Origin of the sequence: Nocardia nova NBRC 15556 (assembly GCF_001613005.1) — a bacterium.
In the GTDB taxonomy this organism is placed as follows: Bacteria; Actinomycetota; Actinomycetes; order Mycobacteriales; family Mycobacteriaceae; genus Nocardia; species Nocardia nova.
The window spans coordinates 14570-30866 of record NZ_BDBN01000008.1; the positions used below are offsets into that span (position 1 = coordinate 14570).

General features: G+C 67.7%; 17 protein-coding genes and 3 tRNA genes. 11 read left to right on the forward strand and 9 right to left on the reverse strand.

The window, feature by feature from the left end:
* Positions 1 to 113: 113 nt before the first annotated feature.
* Positions 114 to 1319, forward strand: a complete 1206-nt coding sequence (locus NN2_RS04970; RefSeq protein ID WP_063010817.1) for a cysteine desulfurase-like protein — start codon at positions 114 to 116, stop codon at positions 1317 to 1319.
* A 42-nt stretch (positions 1320 to 1361) separates the two neighbouring features.
* Here the strand turns inward: NN2_RS04970 and NN2_RS04975 are convergent, their stop codons facing one another.
* Positions 1362 to 2351, reverse strand: coding sequence for an NAD(P)H-quinone oxidoreductase (locus NN2_RS04975; RefSeq protein ID WP_063010820.1), 990 nt, complete (start codon positions 2349 to 2351; stop codon positions 1362 to 1364).
* A gap of 123 nt (positions 2352 to 2474) precedes the next feature.
* Here NN2_RS04975 and NN2_RS04980 point away from each other — a divergent pair, with 123 nt between their 5' ends.
* On the forward strand, positions 2475 to 2963 hold the full coding sequence (locus NN2_RS04980) for a MarR family winged helix-turn-helix transcriptional regulator (protein ID WP_030516842.1): 489 nt from the start codon (positions 2475 to 2477) through the stop codon (positions 2961 to 2963).
* A 190-nt stretch (positions 2964 to 3153) separates the two neighbouring features.
* Positions 3154 to 3762 carry a hypothetical protein gene (locus NN2_RS04985; protein WP_156511218.1) on the forward strand — a complete coding sequence of 203 codons (609 nt, stop codon included), beginning with the start codon at positions 3154 to 3156 and terminating at the stop codon, positions 3760 to 3762.
* A 290-nt stretch (positions 3763 to 4052) separates the two neighbouring features.
* On the opposite strand, the gene NN2_RS04990 is transcribed toward NN2_RS04985, so the two are convergent.
* The gene (locus tag NN2_RS04990; RefSeq protein WP_063010845.1) at positions 4053 to 4889 is read right to left on the reverse strand and encodes a LysR family transcriptional regulator; all 837 of its coding nucleotides are present in this window, start codon (positions 4887 to 4889) and stop codon (positions 4053 to 4055) included.
* A 95-nt stretch (positions 4890 to 4984) separates the two neighbouring features.
* Here NN2_RS04990 and NN2_RS04995 point away from each other — a divergent pair, with 95 nt between their 5' ends.
* The gene (locus NN2_RS04995) at positions 4985 to 5710 is read left to right on the forward strand and encodes an SDR family NAD(P)-dependent oxidoreductase (protein WP_063010824.1); all 726 of its coding nucleotides are present in this window, start codon (positions 4985 to 4987) and stop codon (positions 5708 to 5710) included.
* Between the two features lie 15 nt (positions 5711 to 5725).
* On the opposite strand, the gene NN2_RS05000 is transcribed toward NN2_RS04995, so the two are convergent.
* Positions 5726 to 5810, reverse strand: a tRNA-Ser gene (locus NN2_RS05000).
* Positions 5811 to 6013: 203 nt separating this feature from the next.
* On the opposite strand from NN2_RS05000, the gene NN2_RS05005 reads away from it, so the two are divergent.
* Complete coding sequence (locus tag NN2_RS05005; protein WP_231509341.1) at positions 6014 to 7009, forward strand: alpha/beta hydrolase; 996 nt, start codon at positions 6014 to 6016, stop codon at positions 7007 to 7009.
* A 16-nt stretch (positions 7010 to 7025) separates the two neighbouring features.
* Here the strand turns inward: NN2_RS05005 and hisC are convergent, their stop codons facing one another.
* Complete coding sequence (gene hisC / locus NN2_RS05010) at positions 7026 to 8105, reverse strand: histidinol-phosphate transaminase (RefSeq protein WP_063010826.1); 1080 nt, start codon at positions 8103 to 8105, stop codon at positions 7026 to 7028.
* A 174-nt stretch (positions 8106 to 8279) separates the two neighbouring features.
* Here hisC and NN2_RS05015 point away from each other — a divergent pair, with 174 nt between their 5' ends.
* The 3 genes from NN2_RS05015 to NN2_RS05025 all read left to right on the forward strand — a co-directional run bounded on the left by NN2_RS05015 (position 8280) and on the right by NN2_RS05025 (position 9422).
* Complete coding sequence (locus NN2_RS05015) at positions 8280 to 9137, forward strand: dienelactone hydrolase family protein (protein ID WP_063010828.1); 858 nt, start codon at positions 8280 to 8282, stop codon at positions 9135 to 9137.
* An 86-nt stretch (positions 9138 to 9223) separates the two neighbouring features.
* Positions 9224 to 9313, forward strand: a tRNA-Ser gene (locus NN2_RS05020).
* Positions 9314 to 9349: 36 nt separating this feature from the next.
* Positions 9350 to 9422 (forward strand) — tRNA-Arg (locus NN2_RS05025).
* A 53-nt stretch (positions 9423 to 9475) separates the two neighbouring features.
* Here NN2_RS05025 and NN2_RS05030 read toward each other — a convergent pair.
* Positions 9476 to 9724 carry a hypothetical protein gene (locus tag NN2_RS05030; RefSeq protein WP_030516848.1) on the reverse strand — a complete coding sequence of 83 codons (249 nt, stop codon included), beginning with the start codon at positions 9722 to 9724 and terminating at the stop codon, positions 9476 to 9478.
* Position 9725: 1 nt separating this feature from the next.
* A complete protein-coding gene (locus NN2_RS05035; protein WP_063010830.1) occupies positions 9726 to 10274 on the reverse strand; it encodes a TNT domain-containing protein in 549 nt (182 codons plus the stop codon).
* 319 nt (positions 10275 to 10593) lie between these two features.
* Here NN2_RS05035 and NN2_RS05040 point away from each other — a divergent pair, with 319 nt between their 5' ends.
* Together NN2_RS05040 and NN2_RS05045 are read left to right on the forward strand one after the other, a co-directional pair.
* A complete protein-coding gene (locus NN2_RS05040; protein ID WP_245658559.1) occupies positions 10594 to 11439 on the forward strand; it encodes a helix-turn-helix domain-containing protein in 846 nt (281 codons plus the stop codon).
* Between the two features lie 25 nt (positions 11440 to 11464).
* Positions 11465 to 12298: a dienelactone hydrolase family protein gene (locus NN2_RS05045; RefSeq protein ID WP_063010832.1), complete on the forward strand. Its 834-nt coding sequence runs from the start codon at positions 11465 to 11467 to the stop codon at positions 12296 to 12298.
* Between the two features lie 10 nt (positions 12299 to 12308).
* Here the strand turns inward: NN2_RS05045 and NN2_RS05050 are convergent, their stop codons facing one another.
* A complete protein-coding gene (locus NN2_RS05050; protein ID WP_063010834.1) occupies positions 12309 to 13085 on the reverse strand; it encodes a maleylpyruvate isomerase family mycothiol-dependent enzyme in 777 nt (258 codons plus the stop codon).
* Between the two features lie 113 nt (positions 13086 to 13198).
* Here NN2_RS05050 and NN2_RS05055 point away from each other — a divergent pair, with 113 nt between their 5' ends.
* Positions 13199 to 14758, forward strand: a complete 1560-nt coding sequence (locus NN2_RS05055; protein WP_245658561.1) for an esterase-like activity of phytase family protein — start codon at positions 13199 to 13201, stop codon at positions 14756 to 14758.
* A 171-nt stretch (positions 14759 to 14929) separates the two neighbouring features.
* On the opposite strand, the gene NN2_RS05060 is transcribed toward NN2_RS05055, so the two are convergent.
* The gene (locus NN2_RS05060) at positions 14930 to 15712 is read right to left on the reverse strand and encodes a DUF998 domain-containing protein (protein ID WP_082856748.1); all 783 of its coding nucleotides are present in this window, start codon (positions 15710 to 15712) and stop codon (positions 14930 to 14932) included.
* Positions 15713 to 15791: 79 nt separating this feature from the next.
* Positions 15792 to 16208, reverse strand: a complete 417-nt coding sequence (locus tag NN2_RS05065; RefSeq protein ID WP_063010836.1) for a very short patch repair endonuclease — start codon at positions 16206 to 16208, stop codon at positions 15792 to 15794.
* Positions 16209 to 16297 lie beyond the last annotated feature (89 nt).

A 16297-nucleotide genomic window follows, 5' to 3' on the forward strand; every position in this document is an offset into this window, starting at 1 on the left:
TGTCCGCCTCGTGTGTGGTTCGGTTTGTGAAAGTCGGTTGCCATGTCGCGTGATATCGCATTGGGTCGGCGCACGGTTCCGCCGACTTGCCCGCTGCCCTTAGAGTGGCCAGCATGACTTACGACGTCGCGAGGGTTCGGGGGTTGATACCGTCCCTGGGCGACGGCTGGATCCATCTGGACCCCCAGGCAGGGATGCTGGTCCCGGATTCGGTATCGCGCGCCGTGTCAACCGGTTTCCGGACCTCTGCTTTTTCGCATACCAATCGTCATGCCGCCGCGCGCCGCAGTGGTGCCATTCTCGACGCGGCCCGGGAGGCGGTCGCCGATCTCGTCGGCGGCGATCCGGCGGGTGTCGTTCTCGGCCCGGACCGGGCCGTCCTGCTGGCATGGCTGGCCGAATCGCTGAGCTCGCGGCTCGGGCTCGGCACCGGCATCGTGCTCTCGCGCCTGGACGACGAGGCCAACGTGGCCCCGTGGCTGCGCATCGCCAACCGCTACGGCGCCCATGTGCGCTGGGCCGAGGTGGAGATCGAAACCTGCGAGATGCCGGCCTGGCAGTTCGAGGAACTGATCGGCCCGACCGCGCGACTGGTCGCCGTCACCGCCGCCTCGCCGATCGTCGGTTCCGCGCCCGCGGTCCGGGTCGCCGCCGACCGGGTGCACGAGGTGGGCGGACTGCTGGTGGCCGACTGCTTCGGCGCGGCGCCCTATGCCCTGATCGACATCGACGAACTCAACGCCGACGTCGTCGCTCTCTCCGCGCCGGCCTGGGGCGGTCCGCAGATCGGCGCGCTGGTGTTCCGTGATCCGGCATTCCTGGATCGCATTCCCTCGATGTCGCTCAATCCCTACGCCAAGGGCGCCGAGCGGCTCGAGGTCGGCGGACATCAGTACGCGTTGCTGGCGGGGCTGACCACCTCCATCGACTATCTCGCCGGACTGGACGAACAGGCCACCGGTAGCCGCCGGGAGCGGCTGGAGATCTCGATCACCTCGCTGCAGGACTATCACGACCAGCTGTTCGAACATCTCATGGAGGTGCTCGACGCGGTCCCGGATCTGACCGTGATCGGCCGCGCGTCCACCCGCATTCCCACGGTCAGCTTCACCATCGCGGGGATGCAGGCGGAGAAGATCTCCGCCGAGCTCGCCGATCACCGCATCGGCACGGTCAGCGGCGCACACGGCGGCAGCCGCCTGCTCGACGCGCTGGGCGTCAACGACGAGGGCGGCGCGGTCACCCTCGGATTGGCGCCCTACACAACGAAATTCGAGATCGAACAGCTCGGCCGGGCGCTGAACTCGCTGGAGAAGTAGGCGGCCGTCCGGCGCACGGTCGCCGACGGGCACAGCGGGCGTTCACGCCTCGTCGATGCGCAGGATCACCTTGCCGACGGTCTCGGCCGAATCGAGCAGTTCGTGGGCGTGCGCCGCCTCCGTGACCGGGACCTCGGCATGTACCACCGGTACCACCGCGCCCTCCGCGATCAGCGGCCACAGATGGCGCCGCAACTCCGCGATGATCTCGGCCTTACTCGACCGCCCGGTGCCCGGCCGCTTACGCAGATTGGTGGCATGGATGGTGCCGCGCTTTCCGAGCAGCTCCGCCAGATTCAGCTCGCCCTTCGCTCCGCCCTGCATGCCGATCACGCACAGCTGCCCGTCCTCGGCGAGGGCGGTCACGTTGCGCGGCAGGTATTTCGCGCCCATATTGTCGAGAATGATGTCGGCGCCACCCAATTCGCCGACGACTTCCACGAAATCCTGTTCGCGATAATTGATTCCGATGCTCGCACCCAATTCGGCGCAGCGATCCAATTTGTATTGCGAACCGGCGGTCACCGCGACGCGCGCACCGCGATTCACCGCGACCTGAATGGCATGGGTGCCGATCCCGCTACCGCCGCCGTGGACGAGTAACAGTTGGCCGGCGTGCAATCCGGCGCGCATCACCAGATTCGACCACACGGTGGCGGCCACCTCCGGAAGTGCCGCTGCCGCAGCAAGATCCAGGCCCTCGGGCACCGGCAGCACCTGACTCGCGGCGACCACCACGCGCTGGGCGTAGCCGCCGCCGGACAGCAGCGCGCACACCCGCTCGCCCGGCCGCAGATCCCGTACGCCCTCGCCGATCTCGGCCACGACGCCCGACACCTCGAGGCCCAGAATGTCGCTCGCGCCCGGGGGAGGCGGATAGAAACCCTGGCGCTGCAACAGATCCGCGCGATTGACCCCGGCCGCCACGACGTCGATCGCCACCTCGCCCGGCCCGGGCGGCGGCAGATCCGGCACCTCCGCCCAGCGGATCACCTCGGGTCCACCGAAACCGTCCAATGTCACCGCGTACATACCCCGACTCTATGTGCTCGCCGCGCTGGAACGGGTGCGGCTGTGGATCCGATTCGGGTGATCTTGTCCGCAAGTCGCTGACCAGGCGACATTGCTTCCATTCGGGCCCAATAGAATGGCGCCATGGCTTACGAACCGAGTGGTCACCCGGCATCGCCGCCGTGGTTGAGCTCGGCACAGCAGCGGGCGTGGCGCGCCTTCATGGACGGGCACCAGCGTCTGATGGTGGAACTCAACCGCCAGCTCCAGGCCGACAGCGATATGAGCCTGCCCGAATACCGCATCCTGGTGATGCTCTCCGAGGCTCCGGGCGGATCGCTGCGGATGAGCGATCTCGCCGACGGCGTGCTCTCCTCGCGCAGCCGCCTCACCCACCAGATCCGCCGCATGGAGGACCAGGGCATGGTCCGCCGCACCAGCTGCGAAGAGGACGGCCGCGGCGTCCGCGCCCACCTCACCGAGGAAGGTATGCGCCGCCTGCGCGCCGCCGCCCCCGGCCACGTAGCCGCGGTCCGCCGCACCTTCGTCGACCTGCTCAGCCCCGAAGAACTCACCGCCATCGGTGACGCGTTCGACCGAGTGAACACCAAAACCGACCCCCGCCGGAGTTGAGCTGACGCGCGGCGCACATCCGCGTGCCGAGTGAATCCCCACCGATACCCGCATTCGAATCGAGTCGCCCGCCGGCGTTCCGGTCGACGAAGCCGGCGGGTAACGCTCCTGTCGGCGCACCCGATCGAACTGCCGTACCCGCTGTGGGAACGATTCCGATTTCGATTGGATTGGGGGACGGCCCGGCCCGATGAGCACTCACCGAAAGCACGGCACAGCACCGATTTTGATCCTGGTTCCCGCAGTCGCGGGGATGTATCTGGCAGCTGGTTGCGCACTACCCGATCCGCCCGCGGCCACCGGAACCACGAGCACGACGACCCTGTCGACACCACCGACCACCGCATCGACACCACCGACCACTGTGTGGACGCCGATGCGCACACTCAGCACGCCGACCACCACCGTCGCGCCGACCACGATCGAGCCTGTTGCCGACGACTACGCCGCGGTGTGTGCCGACGCTGTCAGCGGGGTCCGTGTCGACGACACCGAGTGCGACGATGCGACGGAAACCTACGTCGGTGACGATGCCACCGCCGCCGAGTACGCCGCGGCCGGCCTCGCGGGCGGTGCCGTGGGTGCTGCCATGTGGTACTACTACTCGACCCGCAATCGGGTGGTCGCCCCCGCGGTCGGTGCTCGCGTCGCGGGCGGTAGTTACGCCACCCCGCTCCCGAGCCTCGCCCGCACCCCCGCCATCTACCGCTCCGGCAGCATCGACCGCAGCGGTGGAGCGATCACCGGCAGCACCATCCATCGGGGCGGCCTCGGACACCGAGATCACAGCGGCTCTTAGCGGAATTGTCAGGGACGTTGGTCCCGCGAAGTCCTCGCTACCACCGCGATAGTCATGTCGCTCGGCGCCGTGGCGGCGCCCATCGCCTCCGCCGACAGCGCTTCCGATACCACGGCGAAACCGATCGCCATCTGCATCACCATTCCGTTGCCGGGGTCCGCCGATTGGGTGTGGTGCTTCTGAACCTGGGGCCGGCCGTTCGAATCGAGACCGGAAACGACTGTGGCGCCGACCGATACGCCGGTCGGCGCATATTCGTGGCTGAGGCGGCCGCGGAATCGCGGTGTCGGTCAGAGACGTGTCGCGGTGCGGACGAGGTCGGCGACGGCCTTGGATCTGCTGTGTGGCGGCCAGGCGATGACGGTCGTGACCGCCGGTGCGTCCGGCACCGGCACGATCGCGTGATCGTCGCGTAGGTGAGTTCGGACCGACTCGGGCATGACCGCGCAGGTTCGTCCGAGCGCGATCAGCTGGGCCAATTGGGTGTGGTCGCGAACCTTCGGACCGGGGCCGTCGGGATAGCTTCCGTCCTGTCGGGGCCAGCGCGGCAGGGGCAGATCCGTCAGGGTGGCGACCTCGGCCGACGATAGGTGGGGCCGGTGGGCGAGGGGGTGGCCCGCGGGCAGGACCAGAACCTGGTGTTCGGTGTGCAGATCCTCGGTGTCGAGTCCGGCGGTCGTGTCGAAGGGCCGGTGGAGCAGTGCGACGTCGGCACGGCCGTCGCGCAGCAGCGCCTCCTGCTCGCCGGGCCCGCACAGCAGCACCTCGACAGCGACAGCGCCCGGTTCGGCAGCGTAGGCGTCCAGCAACTTCGACAGCAGTTCGCTGGACGCTCCGGCCTTCGTGGCCAGCACCACGCCGGGCCGACCGGCCGCGCGGCGGGTGCGGCGCTCCGCGGCGTCGACCGCGGCGAGCGCGGCACGAGCCTCCCGCAAGAGCACCGCCCCGGCCTCGGTCAGGGCGATCGAGCGAGTGGTGCGGTGCAGCAGAACCACGCCGAGCCGCCGTTCGAGCTGTCGGATCGCCCGTGACAGCGGTGGTTGCGCCATGGCGAGTCGCTGTGCCGCTCGCCCGAAATGCAACTCCTCGGCGACGGCGACGAAGTATCGCAACTCCCGCGTCTCCACCACGTCATCGTATCCGGCATTGATACCCGTGCGGTATCAGCGGCCACCCGACCGGTGTTGGACCCGCCACCCCCGACCGAACCAGGATCGACGGTATGAGTGAACAGACGATCGCGCTGGTGACGGGTGCGAACAAGGGAATCGGATACGAGATCGCGGCGGGGCTGGGCGCCCTCGGCTGGCGAATCGGTGTGGGCGCGCGCGACGCACAACGCCGCGACACGGCGGTGGAGAAACTCCGCGCGGACGGGATCGATGCCTTCGGCGTTCCGCTCGACGTGACCGATGACGCGAGCGTGGCCGCCGCGGCGGACCTGATCGCCGACCGCGCCGGCGGGCTCGACGTCCTGGTCAACAACGCCGCGATCACCGGCGGCATGCCCCAGACACCCACCACCGTCGATCCCGCGACCGTGCGTGAGGCTGTGGAAACCAACGTGATCGGAGTCATCCGCGTCACCAACGCGATGCTGCCCATGCTGCGGCGTTCGGCAGCACCGAGGATCGTGAACATGTCCAGCAGCGTCGGCTCGCTCACGCTGCAGACCACGCCCGGCGCGGACACCGGCCCGATCTCCGCTGCCTACGCGGCGTCGAAGACCTTCCTGAACGCGGTCACCGTCCAATACGTCAAGGAACTCGCCGACACCGACATCCTGATCAACTCCGGCTGCCCCGGTTACACCGCCACCGACCTCAACGGCTTCCGCGGCGTCCGAACCCCCCAACAGGGCGCCGCGATCGCGATCCACCTCGCCACCCTGCCCGACGACGGACCGACCGGCGGATTCTTCTCCGACGCCGGAACAGTCCCCTGGTGACAGCCCCTTCACCTGCGGTGGGTGTGGGATTTGAACCCACGGTGGCGTGAACCACGACGGTTTTCAAGACCGTTCCCTTAGGCCGCTCGGGCAACCCACCTCGTTCCGGGCGCGCCGGAACGGTGTCTCAGCCTACTGGCGCGAGTGCGGGGATGCCGAATCGGTGCGGAGCGTCGGAAGACTCGCCGGAGATCGGGCCGTCGTGGGTTTTCGACGCCTCGCACGACCTCTGGCAGGATGGCGGCCATGGTTCGTCGCCGGATACGGCGTCGGCTGTCCGGCGCTACCATCGCCGCACTCCTGATGAGTGGGGCGATCTGGGGAGCGCCGTCGATTGCCGCCGCGCCCGCGCCCCCGGCCGATTCGGGTTCCGCCGAGGGGCCGCCTCCGGCGCTGGACGATCCCCGTCCGGCCACCGCGTCGATCGACCACATCGAACCGATCAACGATCGCTGGCTGCGGGTTTTCGTGGACTCCCCGGCCATGGGACGCACGGTGCAGGTGCAGGTGCTGCTACCGGCCGATCGCAGCCATCCGCGCCCAACCGTCTATCTGCTCGACGGGCGCAGCGCGAGCAACCAGTACAACAACTGGACCGAGCGCGGTGGCGCGGTGCAGTTCTTCGCCGACAAGGACGTCAACGTGGTCCTCACGATCGGCGGCCCGGCGGGGTACTACACGGATTGGCAGCATCCGGATCCGGTGCTCGGCACGAACAAGTGGGAGACCTTTCTCACTCGGGAACTGCCGCCGTTGATGGACGCGACCTTCGAAGGCAACGGCCGCGATGCCGTGGAGGGCGTCTCGATGGGGGCGGAGGCGGCGATGATGCTGGCGATACGCAACCCGCAGGCCTATCTCGCTGTCGCCGCCCACAGTGGTTGTTATGCGATGGGCTCGGATTTCGGGCAGGCGCAGGCACGGGCCGTGGTGCGCACCTACGGTGGCGATCCGGACAACATGTTCGGCAAGCAGGAAGATCCCGACTGGCTCGCCCACGATGTGATGATGCACGCCGACACCCTGCGCGGTAAGGCGATCTTCCTGTCCGCCGGTTCCGGTGTGCCGGGGCCCTACGACGGTCCGGGCAATCCGGAAGCGTTCTCGACGATCGGATTCGGTGGCCCGCTCGAGGCCGGCGCCAACGCTTGCACGATGGCGCTCGCGGATCGGCTGGAGCGCATGCAGATCCCGGCGGATGTCGATCTGCGTCCGGTGGGGACGCATTCCTGGCCGTACTGGAAGGACGAACTGCCGAGGGCGTGGCCGACGCTGGCGGGAGCCCTCGGCGTGCGCTGACCGCCGCGGAGCCGGTTCAGCCCGCGAAGCGCGCGACGGTGTCCGGTGCGGTGGCGAAACTCAGGAACCGATCGTTCTCGTGCGGATCGCCCGCGGTGATCCGCACCCCGTCGGCGCCGTACGGCCGCACCAGAACTCCGGCTTCGGCACTGGCCGCGCCGAACTCCGCGCTGTGCTCGCCCAGCGGCAGCCAGACGAAGTTGGCCTGGCTCGGCGGTACCCGGTATCCGGCCGCCAGCAGCGCCTCGCGCATACGTTCCCGCTCGGCCACCACATGATCGGTGCGGTCGAGCAGTTCGTGCCGCGCCTGCAGGCAGGCGATGGCCGCGGCCTGTGCCAGCCGATTCACGCTGAACGGAATGTGCACCTTCATCAGCGCGGTGATCAGTTCCGGATCGCCGACGGCGTAACCGACTCGCAGCCCCGCCAGCCCGTATGCCTTCGAAAAGGTGCGCAGCACAACGACATTCGAGCGGCCTCGGCCGATCTGGACGCCGTCGGCCCGATCGTCGGCGGGCAGGCGCAGATATTCGAAGTACGCCTCGTCGAGCACCACCAGCACGTCGTCGGGGACCGCGTCGAGGAAGCGGGTCAATTCGGCACGGCCGTACGCCGTTCCGGTCGGGTTGTTCGGATTGCAGACGAAAACGAGCCGGGTCCGGTCGGTGATCGCCGCCGCCATCGCATCCAGATCGTGTGCGAATTCGTCGTTCAGCGGCACCGGCACGGCAGTCGCGTTGCCGACCTGCGTGACGATCGGATACGCCTCGAACGAGCGCCAGGCGAACACCACCTCGTCGGCAGGGGAGGCGCACGTGATCTGGACCAGTTCCTGGCACAGCGCGACGCTGCCGCAGCCGATCGCGACATTCTCGACCGCGACGTCGTGGAACTCGGCGAGGGCTGCTCGAAGTTCGCCGGAGGAGTTGTCCGGGTACCGGTTGATGAGTTCGGCAGCCTCGGCGATCACCTTGGCCACGCTCGGGAGCGGCCCCTGGGTGGTTTCGTTGCTGGCCAGTTTCACGGCGCCCGGATGACTGCGACCCGGAGCGTAGGCCGGAATGGACTCGAGGTCCGGACGAATACGAGCACTCACCCCAACACCTTAATTCCTCGCACGTCGCGGCGGCTCGCCGCGGTTGTCCGGGAGGCCCCGGCGGTCCGTCTGCGGGGCCGAACCGGCTGGGCGGTATGTCGGAAAATTTTCCGAGGAATGGGTACTTCCGTGCAACTTCTCCCGAATGTAACGGATGCGAACTACCCTGGTTTCATGTCGGGCATCTATCGAGATGAAGCACCATTGCGCGACAGCGGGCAGGTGGTCGACGGCGCTCCGGGCCCGGCGGCCGGAGGTCGGGTGCCCATCACGGTGATCGAGCCGGAGGGTTACGCGCGCGGCGGCATCGTCGTACTCCACGAGTCCCGTCAGTTTGCCGATGTATTGCTGGAAATGATGAAATCGCTGGCCGGTGAAGGCTGGATCATGGTGGCGCCCAATCTGTTCCACCGCTTCGATCGGCAGAAGGGTCACGGGGACGGCGCCGGGACGGTCAACGACCGCGATCTCGCCGCCGTCGGGGCGCGGGTCTCCGACGGGCCGGGTGCGGTCGCCACCGCCGTCGCGGGCGGCGCGGAGGTCGAGCAGGTGTTCGGCGCGGATCTGTTCGCCGATTTCGATGCCTGCTTCGACTGGCTGGTCGGCCGGGGTGTGTACGCCGACACCGTCGGCGTGCTGGGTTTCGACAACGCCGGCACCGCCGCACTGCTGGTCGCCACGAACCGTCCCATCGGTGCGGCCGTGAGCGTCGCCGCACCCGGCATCATGGAGCCGCTGACCGCGGAGGCGACGGCACTGGTGGACGCCGCCCCGCAGCTGCAGGCCCCCTGGCTCGGTCTCTACGGCAACGACGATCCCGTCAACCCGGCCGATCACGTGGAACGCCTGCGTGACGCGGCGGCGCGCGCCGCGGTGGCCACCCTGGTGGTCAGCTACCCCGGCTTGCATCACCGCCCGGACCATCCCGGATTCGACATGGCCGACTTCGAGCAGCTGCCCGAGGACGAGAAGCGGCTCCTGATCGACGCACAGACCAGAATCTTCGATTGGTTCGACAGTCACCTGCGTTGACCAGCCGTTTTGCGTCCTGACCGGTTGCTCTGTACTCTTGCCTCTCGGCGGTTCGAAAGGACCGGCGCCCTCGAAAGAAGGCTCCAGGAGGCGTGCCAGAGCGGCCGAATGGGACTCACTGCTAATGAGTTGTCCCTTCACGGGGACCGGAGGTTCAAATCCTCTCGCCTCCGCCACGCCCGGGTAACCGGGCACACAACTGAACAGGACCTGCGCCCGTAGCTCAACGGATAGAGCATCTGACTACGGATCAGAAGGTTGGGAGTTCGAGTCTCTCCGGGCGCGCAGTGGCACGGCCCCTCACTTGATGACAAGTGAGGGGCCGTTTCGTATTCGCATCACGGTGGGGGGTGTCCCATCATGGATTCGTAAACCCATGCGGCCGCGTCGGATTCGGCGGCGAATCGGCCTCGGACGTCGTACTCACCGCGTTCGAAGACGCCGACTTCCCAGTCGCCGCCGGATCCCGGCCGCAGGAACCAGAAGTCGGTCGGCAGCGGGTCGTGGGTATGAACGCCGGCGATCTGGAACCACTGCGGAGGCTTTCCGGCGGCGAGCAGCGCGGCGGCCAATTGCCTGCGATCCATATCAACCAGGGATCTCTTCGACCAGGTAGTGGTTGTCGAGCAGCCATTGGACGGTCGCTTTTCCGCCGGGGTACGGCTGGAAACTGGTATCCAGAACATATTGGGTACCGAGTCCGGGCTGCTCGAACCATGGCTGGGCCGGCCCGGCCTCCACTTGGAACGGCGCGAGTACGCAGTAGACGTGATAATCGCTTTGTGTGGTGCCCCCGGGCGAGTTGAGGTTCTGCGGTGGTATCGCGCGCCCGCCGTACGACTCGCCCTCTTGTGCCAGGAACTTTCCACTCGGAGCACCGAATCGGTCGATACGCTTGCCGGGCTGCAACACCTCCGGGTGTGCCGCCGTACGGCCGTCGATGATCAGGAATCCGTCATCGGGTGGATATATCCACATGGAATTGTCCGGAGTGCGGTACTTCGCAATGAACTGGGCCTCGGTGAGGTTCCCGAAGCGCTGATATCCCGTCAGCAACGGACCCACAGGTGGATCCTGCGGCAACGGGTCGGGCCCCAGATATTCCTGCCCGTCGTAGTAGTTGGTCGTCTTCGGCACTGTGGGCGGCGTACCGGGATGGCAGGGCGACGCCGAGAGGGATCCGGAGCCGGAACCGGATCCCGAGTCCGGTAGCGCCTGCGCCGTGATCGGAGGCCCGATCAGCAGAAGTAGCGATGCGAGAAAAGCGGTGAGGACAGACCGGTGACGCAAAGTACCTCCCTGGATTAGAAAGTAGCTGCGGTGCGCCGAGCATACGGAGCCGCCGCGATTTCACCCTGATCCGCGAGGGCGTGTCGCGCGTGTTGTCCCTACGCCTCTGGCCTGCACGAACGAATGTGGCGAGCACCGGGTGAGGGATCCGATCTACCCTGGCCGGGTGGGAGATCGCGCGTGGGAGATCGTGCGCCCGCGCGAGGCCGCGGACGGGCTTGCGATGCTCGGGTATCGCGATCGTGCCGGTGCCGGGTTGGAGCTTCGGGTGGCGGTGATTCCGGCGGTGACCGTGGCGGTCGACTTCGGCGGGGGCGGACTCGTCGTGGAGACGACGGAGGGGAGTCGGGCGAGCGGCGGGATGGTGGCGGGTTTCTCCCGGGGGCTGACGGCGATTCGGGCCGAACGTGCGGCGTGCGTCGAGGTGCGGATGTCGCCGCTGCGGGCGTATTCGGTGCTCGGGGTCGGGCCGGGTGAGTTGGGTGCTGTCGTGGGCCTGGACGAGGTGTGGGGCGCCTCGGCGGAGCGGTTGCGTGCGCAGCTCGCGGAGGCGGCGAAGTGGGAGGAGCGCTTCGCGCTCACGAGAGCGTTTCTGGCGCAACACTTCCGGCCCGAGCGCACACCGGATGCGGAAGTCGTGGCCGGGTGGAATCGTATCGTCGCGGACCGCGGGCAGGTCCGCGTCGCCGAACTGGCCGAATCCTGCGGCTGGAGTCGCAAACGGCTGTGGACCAGGTTCGAATCGCAGATCGGACTCACGCCCAAACGCGCCGCGATGCTGGTTCGGTTCCGGCATGCGGTCGAGGGGCTGGTGGCGGGCCGGCCGGCCGCCGATGTCGCGGCCTCCTGCGGTTACAGCGATCAGGCCCATATGTCCCGGGAGATCGCGAGTTTCGCCGGGCGCACGCCGAACACGCTGGCACGGGAACCGCACACGCCGATCGGGCAGCACCGATACCGGACCTGGGGAACATTTTTTCAAGACCCGGCGGGGGTGGTCGGCCGAAGGTGAAGGCCCGAACGAGAAAGGGCCGGCCATGGCAGACGACGATCTTCACGATTTCGAACACGCGACCTTCACCCATGAGGGCAAGTCCCGCACGATCTTTCGGCAGGGCAGCGGGCCCGCGGTGATCGTCATGGCGGAATTTCCCGGCATCTCGCCGGACGTCTTCGACTTCGCCCGGCGGGTAGCGCGCATCGGCTGTACGGCGGTGGTGCCGCATCTGTACGGCAATCCAGGGCGGGACCCGGATCCGGCCGCGCATGGCACTCTTGCCGCGCTGGCGAACGTCGCCGGTCAGTTCGGGCCGATCTGTGTCAGCCGGGAGTTCGTGGTGCTGGCGACCGGCCGCACATCCCCGGTGGTGCAGTGGCTGCGGGCGCTGGCCGCCGATGAGCATCGGCGGTGCGGCGGACCGGGAGTCGGTGCCGTCGGAATGTGTTTCACCGCAGGTTTCGCGCTGGGGATGGCTGTGGACGACCGATTGGTCGCACCCGTGCTCTCACAGCCCGGCCTGCCGCTGGGTTTCACCACCCGGCAGAAATGCTCGATCGACCTCTCGCCCGACGATCTGGAGCGCGTCAAACAGCGTTGCGGCGAGGGTCTTTCGGTGATGGGGCTGCGTTTCCGCGGTGACCGGCGCTCACCCGCGCAACGTTTCGAATTCCTGCGCCGGGAACTAGGCGACGCCTTCATCGCCATCGAACTCGACGATGCCGCCGCCAATCCGGAGGGCGTGCTGAGCGCGCATTCGGTACTCACCGAACATCTCATCGACGAACCGGGCGAACCGACTCAGGCCGCGCTGCACCGCGTCCTGGATTTCCTCGCCGAACGGCTCGACGTTCCGGGGCGCGTGAACCGGTGAGTCCGCCGCCTCACAACCAGGCGGGCAGATTCGGCAGATATCCGGTGAGTCCCACGCCCTCGCTGCGGCCGATCAACCACGCCAGCAGCTCCGCTGCGGGCCCGGAGATGGTGTCGGAAGGGTCGGGGCCCACCTTGGCGGTGAAATCGGTGTCGGTGGCGACGAGGGTGAAACTCGGCGGCGGTGGCTGATCCGGGTCGGAGGTCATCGGCTTGGCATCGGCGGGGCGATGTGCGGAGGCCGCGTGGTCGAATCCGGCGGACACCTCCGGCAGCATGCGGGCCACGAAGGCGGCCGGCCAGTCCGCGGGCCGGTAGCCGATGTTCAGGTCGACGCGGTGAATCTCGATCTCGCGCAGGCGCAACCACGGCACCACCGCGGTGGCCAGCTCCTTACCCGTGCGAGCCCGCACCCGGTACTGCCAGCGTTCCGGCGGCATGGCCCGGGCGAGGCCGAGGAAGCGATCGGCGGAGGCGCGCAGATCGCCCAGTTGCTCGGCGAGCGGGCGCGGCGCACCGGCCTCGATATCGGAATCGCGCAGCAGTTGGCTTGCGTACTGCGGGGTTTCGATGCCGGTGCGGGCCCACAGCAGCAGGTTCACCAGACCGTCGGCATTGCGGGACAGGTGGGCCAGCAGATGGCCGCGCGTCCAGCCCGGCAGCAGTGACGGTTCGGCGATATCGCTGTCGTGCAAGGCTTCCACCGCGCCGACCAGCGACTCGGTCGCCGTATGCACGGCTTCGAGCAGGTCGACGGGAACGGCTGATTCCGGCGCTTCGCTGGTCACCTGGGTGACCCTACCCAGCGCTGGGAACGCGCGCTGGGCGAACTCGATTGCCGTCGGATAACTGTTCAGGTGCCCGACAGCTGATCGTCGACTCGGCAGGATAGGTATCACCGGTGGGAACCAGTCACATGCTCCGATTCGCCCTCGCCGGCGCCGTACTCTGCGCGGCTGCCGCCTGTTCGTCCGGCGGTGGCGAACCGCAATGGCACACCGACCGGGACCGGCCGCTGACCGTATCGCTCGACGATCTGGCCGCCCGCACCGGCGGTGGTGCGGCCGTCGCCTTCGGCACCCCCGCCCACGGCCGCCTGGACCGCACCGCCGACGGTTCCCTGCGCTACGCGCCGGAGCCCGGATACCAGGGCGAGGACACCTTCACGGTGACCACCTCCGATGCGGTTCACCTCTACACCACCGATATCGCGCCGCTCGGCGAGTTCGGTGGAACCACGGTGCAGGGCAGCGGTTTCGGGTCCGCGTGGACGCCGGTGCCGGGGTCGGCCGACGAGTTCTACGGACTCACCGACCGCGGCCCGAACGTCGACGGGCCCGGCAAGAACGAAAAGCTCGTTCCCATCCCGAGTTTCGTGCCGAAGATCGGCAAATTCCGGTTGACCGGAACGCGCGCGGTGCTGGAATCCACGATCGACCTGAAGAACCGTGCGGGCGTCGGCTTCAACGGACTCGTCGACACCGCGGCGTCGACCGGGGAGACCATGCGCGATCTCGACGGCCACCCCTTGCCGCCCATCGACCACGGCCTGGACCCGGAAGGATTGGTGGCGCTGCCCGACGGCACCTTCTGGGTCTCCGACGAATACGGTCCGTTCCTCTTGCACTTCGACGCATCCGGCACCGAAATCGACCGCCTCGCACCCGGCACCGGGTTGCCGCGCGAATTGTCGCTGCGGACGCCGAATCAGGGCATGGAAGGCCTGACCGTCACGCCGGACGGGCGGCGATTGGTCGGTGTGATTCAAAGCGGTTTGCAGACACCGGGATCGGCTTCCGCACGGGAGGTGCCGATGACCCGAATCGTCACGGTCGACTTGCAGACCCGCGCCGTAGCCGAATTCGTGTACCCGCTCGAGGATCCGAAGCGCAAACTGGCCGTCTCCGAAATCGCCGCACTCGACGACCACACCTTTCTCGTGGACGAACGCGACGGCGAACTCGCGCCGAAGGCGAACAAGAAACTGTGGACGATCGATCTGAACGGCGCCACCGATATCGGACCGCGAGCCGCCGTTCCCGGCACCCGATACGACCCGAATCTCGGCCTGCTGGTCGGCGACGAACCGCTGGAAACCTATGTCGGTAAGGTATCGACCGCCGACGGGATCGCCGCGCTCGGCAAGGCGGGTATCACCCCGGTCGCGAAGAAGTCGAACCTGGATCTCGCCGGATTGGTCGCGGGGCTGAATCCGGCCGGCGCATTCTTCGGCCACGACAAAATCGAGGGGGTCGCCACCACCGACGGCGGCCGCACGCTCTACATCTCCGACGACAGTGATTTCGGATTGGCCGGAAGCAGCGGTAGCGAGCCGCCCTTCGGCCTGAAACCGAAGATCTTGCCGGACGGCCGCCAGGACACCGGCGAAATCCTGCGCGTAGATACCGGGGCGCTTCCGGCACGCACCACGACGCACACCGTCACCGTCTCGGTGGGCTAGCCGGCATTCTCAGGTTTTACCCATGTTCTGCACAAATGCATGCCAGTCGCCGCTGTCACCGTGGGTATATGAACACAATTGTCGAGGTACTGGTAATGGGCGTCATACTGGCCACCTTCGCGGCCATGGCGATCGCGGGCGCGGTGGCGGAATCGGCGCCCCGCTCACTGGTCATGCTGCGGAACGACGAGCCCGTGCGCGCTTCCGCCCGTCGCCGCTGATCACGCGCTGCGCGACCCAGATCTGCACCGCGAGCGCGATCAGCCACAGCGACATGGATCCGACCTGGATGCGCTGGGCGATGCCCAGTGCGTAATTGCCCGGCAGATTGTCGGCGATCAGCATCCAGGCCGTAGCGGTCGAGCCGATGATGAGGATCCACAATCCGGAATGCCGCAGAATCGGCCAGCGCCGATAGCGGAAGGCGGCGACGCTGAAGGCGATCATCGCCACGAATATCGACGTGACCGCGAGCGTGCTGGTCAGCGCGTGGATCTGGTGCAACTGCGGAAACATGCCGCTGTCCGACGGCGGGCACGGCGCCGAGCAGGTGTGCAACGGCCATTGCGCATCGGCGATCGTGGACGCGCCGAAACAGCCCAGCGCCACCCAGCCGACGGTCGACAAACGCCGCCGCGAGAAGACGAACATCGCCGTAATCGCGGAAATCAAGGTGAGCGAACCGGCGATGGTGTCGCCCAGGTCGAACACCCAGCGAAAAGGACGGCCCTCGGCGTCCAATTCGCTCAGGAACGACCTGATCGGATTCAGATGGATCGGCAGGACGAATTCCAGGACCCACGACGAATAGCAGACCCCCGCGACGGCGACAGCGGCCGCGATCAGTAAGCGGACCAGGCGGAACCGCACGCGCGCGGGCGCGTGGTCTCGCTCCAGTACGGCGACCGCACCGGATCGGTCCGCCGCACGATCATGCGGCTCGCTCGGCGTCATTGCCCTCGTTTCACGTCATCGCCCACGTCCGGAATGTGCCGTATATCCGCTGCAATGTCGGCTGCACTTCCATCATGGTCTATCGATCCGACAAAGCCGACTGCACCCGATCCGCGGCGGCCATCGAATCCTCGTGTTCCCAGACCCGAACCACCAGCCAGCCCGCGGCGGTGAGCCGCGCATCGGTATCGCGGTCGCGGGCCACGTTGCCGGCCAATTTCTCGGCCCACCACTCGGCGTTGTTCTTCGGGTAGGTGGCGTGTTCGGGGCAGCAGTGCCAGAAACACCCGTCCACGTACACCGCCACCTTGCGGCGCGGGAAAACCAGGTCGGCCCGGCGGCGCAAACCCGGAAGCGGGGCGCGGTCCACGAAGTAGCGCAGGCCTCGCCGATGCAGTTCGGTACGCAACGCGGTCTCCGGGGCGGTACCCGTCCGCCGCTGCCGAGCCATCCGGGCACTGGTCACCGCGTCGGTGACGGGACGGCCGGAACTCATGCACAACCCTTACAGCGTCCGCCGGCGGGCGGGTGTTCCCGGGGTCGGATTCGGTGACCTATTCGACACCTCACGCCGCCGCTGAGACG

What these genes read in the sequence shown, in the direction of transcription:
- NN2_RS04970 (WP_063010817.1), top strand. Translation starts at nt 114, where the DNA reads ATGACTTACGACGTCGCGAGGGTTCGGGGGTTGATACCGTCCCTGGGC.
- NN2_RS04975 (WP_063010820.1), bottom strand. Translation starts at nt 2,351, where the DNA reads ATGTACGCGGTGACATTGGACGGTTTCGGTGGACCCGAGGTGATCCGC.
- NN2_RS04980 (WP_030516842.1), top strand. Translation starts at nt 2,475, where the DNA reads ATGGCTTACGAACCGAGTGGTCACCCGGCATCGCCGCCGTGGTTGAGC.
- NN2_RS04985 (WP_156511218.1), top strand. Translation starts at nt 3,154, where the DNA reads ATGAGCACTCACCGAAAGCACGGCACAGCACCGATTTTGATCCTGGTT.
- NN2_RS04995 (WP_063010824.1), top strand. Translation starts at nt 4,985, where the DNA reads ATGAGTGAACAGACGATCGCGCTGGTGACGGGTGCGAACAAGGGAATC.
- NN2_RS05005 (WP_231509341.1), top strand. Translation starts at nt 6,014, where the DNA reads ATGAGTGGGGCGATCTGGGGAGCGCCGTCGATTGCCGCCGCGCCCGCG.
- NN2_RS05015 (WP_063010828.1), top strand. Translation starts at nt 8,280, where the DNA reads ATGTCGGGCATCTATCGAGATGAAGCACCATTGCGCGACAGCGGGCAG.
- NN2_RS05030 (WP_030516848.1), bottom strand. Translation starts at nt 9,724, where the DNA reads ATGGATCGCAGGCAATTGGCCGCCGCGCTGCTCGCCGCCGGAAAGCCT.
- NN2_RS05045 (WP_063010832.1), top strand. Translation starts at nt 11,465, where the DNA reads ATGGCAGACGACGATCTTCACGATTTCGAACACGCGACCTTCACCCAT.
- NN2_RS05060 (WP_082856748.1), bottom strand. Translation starts at nt 15,712, where the DNA reads ATGACGCCGAGCGAGCCGCATGATCGTGCGGCGGACCGATCCGGTGCG.
- NN2_RS05065 (WP_063010836.1), bottom strand. Translation starts at nt 16,208, where the DNA reads ATGAGTTCCGGCCGTCCCGTCACCGACGCGGTGACCAGTGCCCGGATG.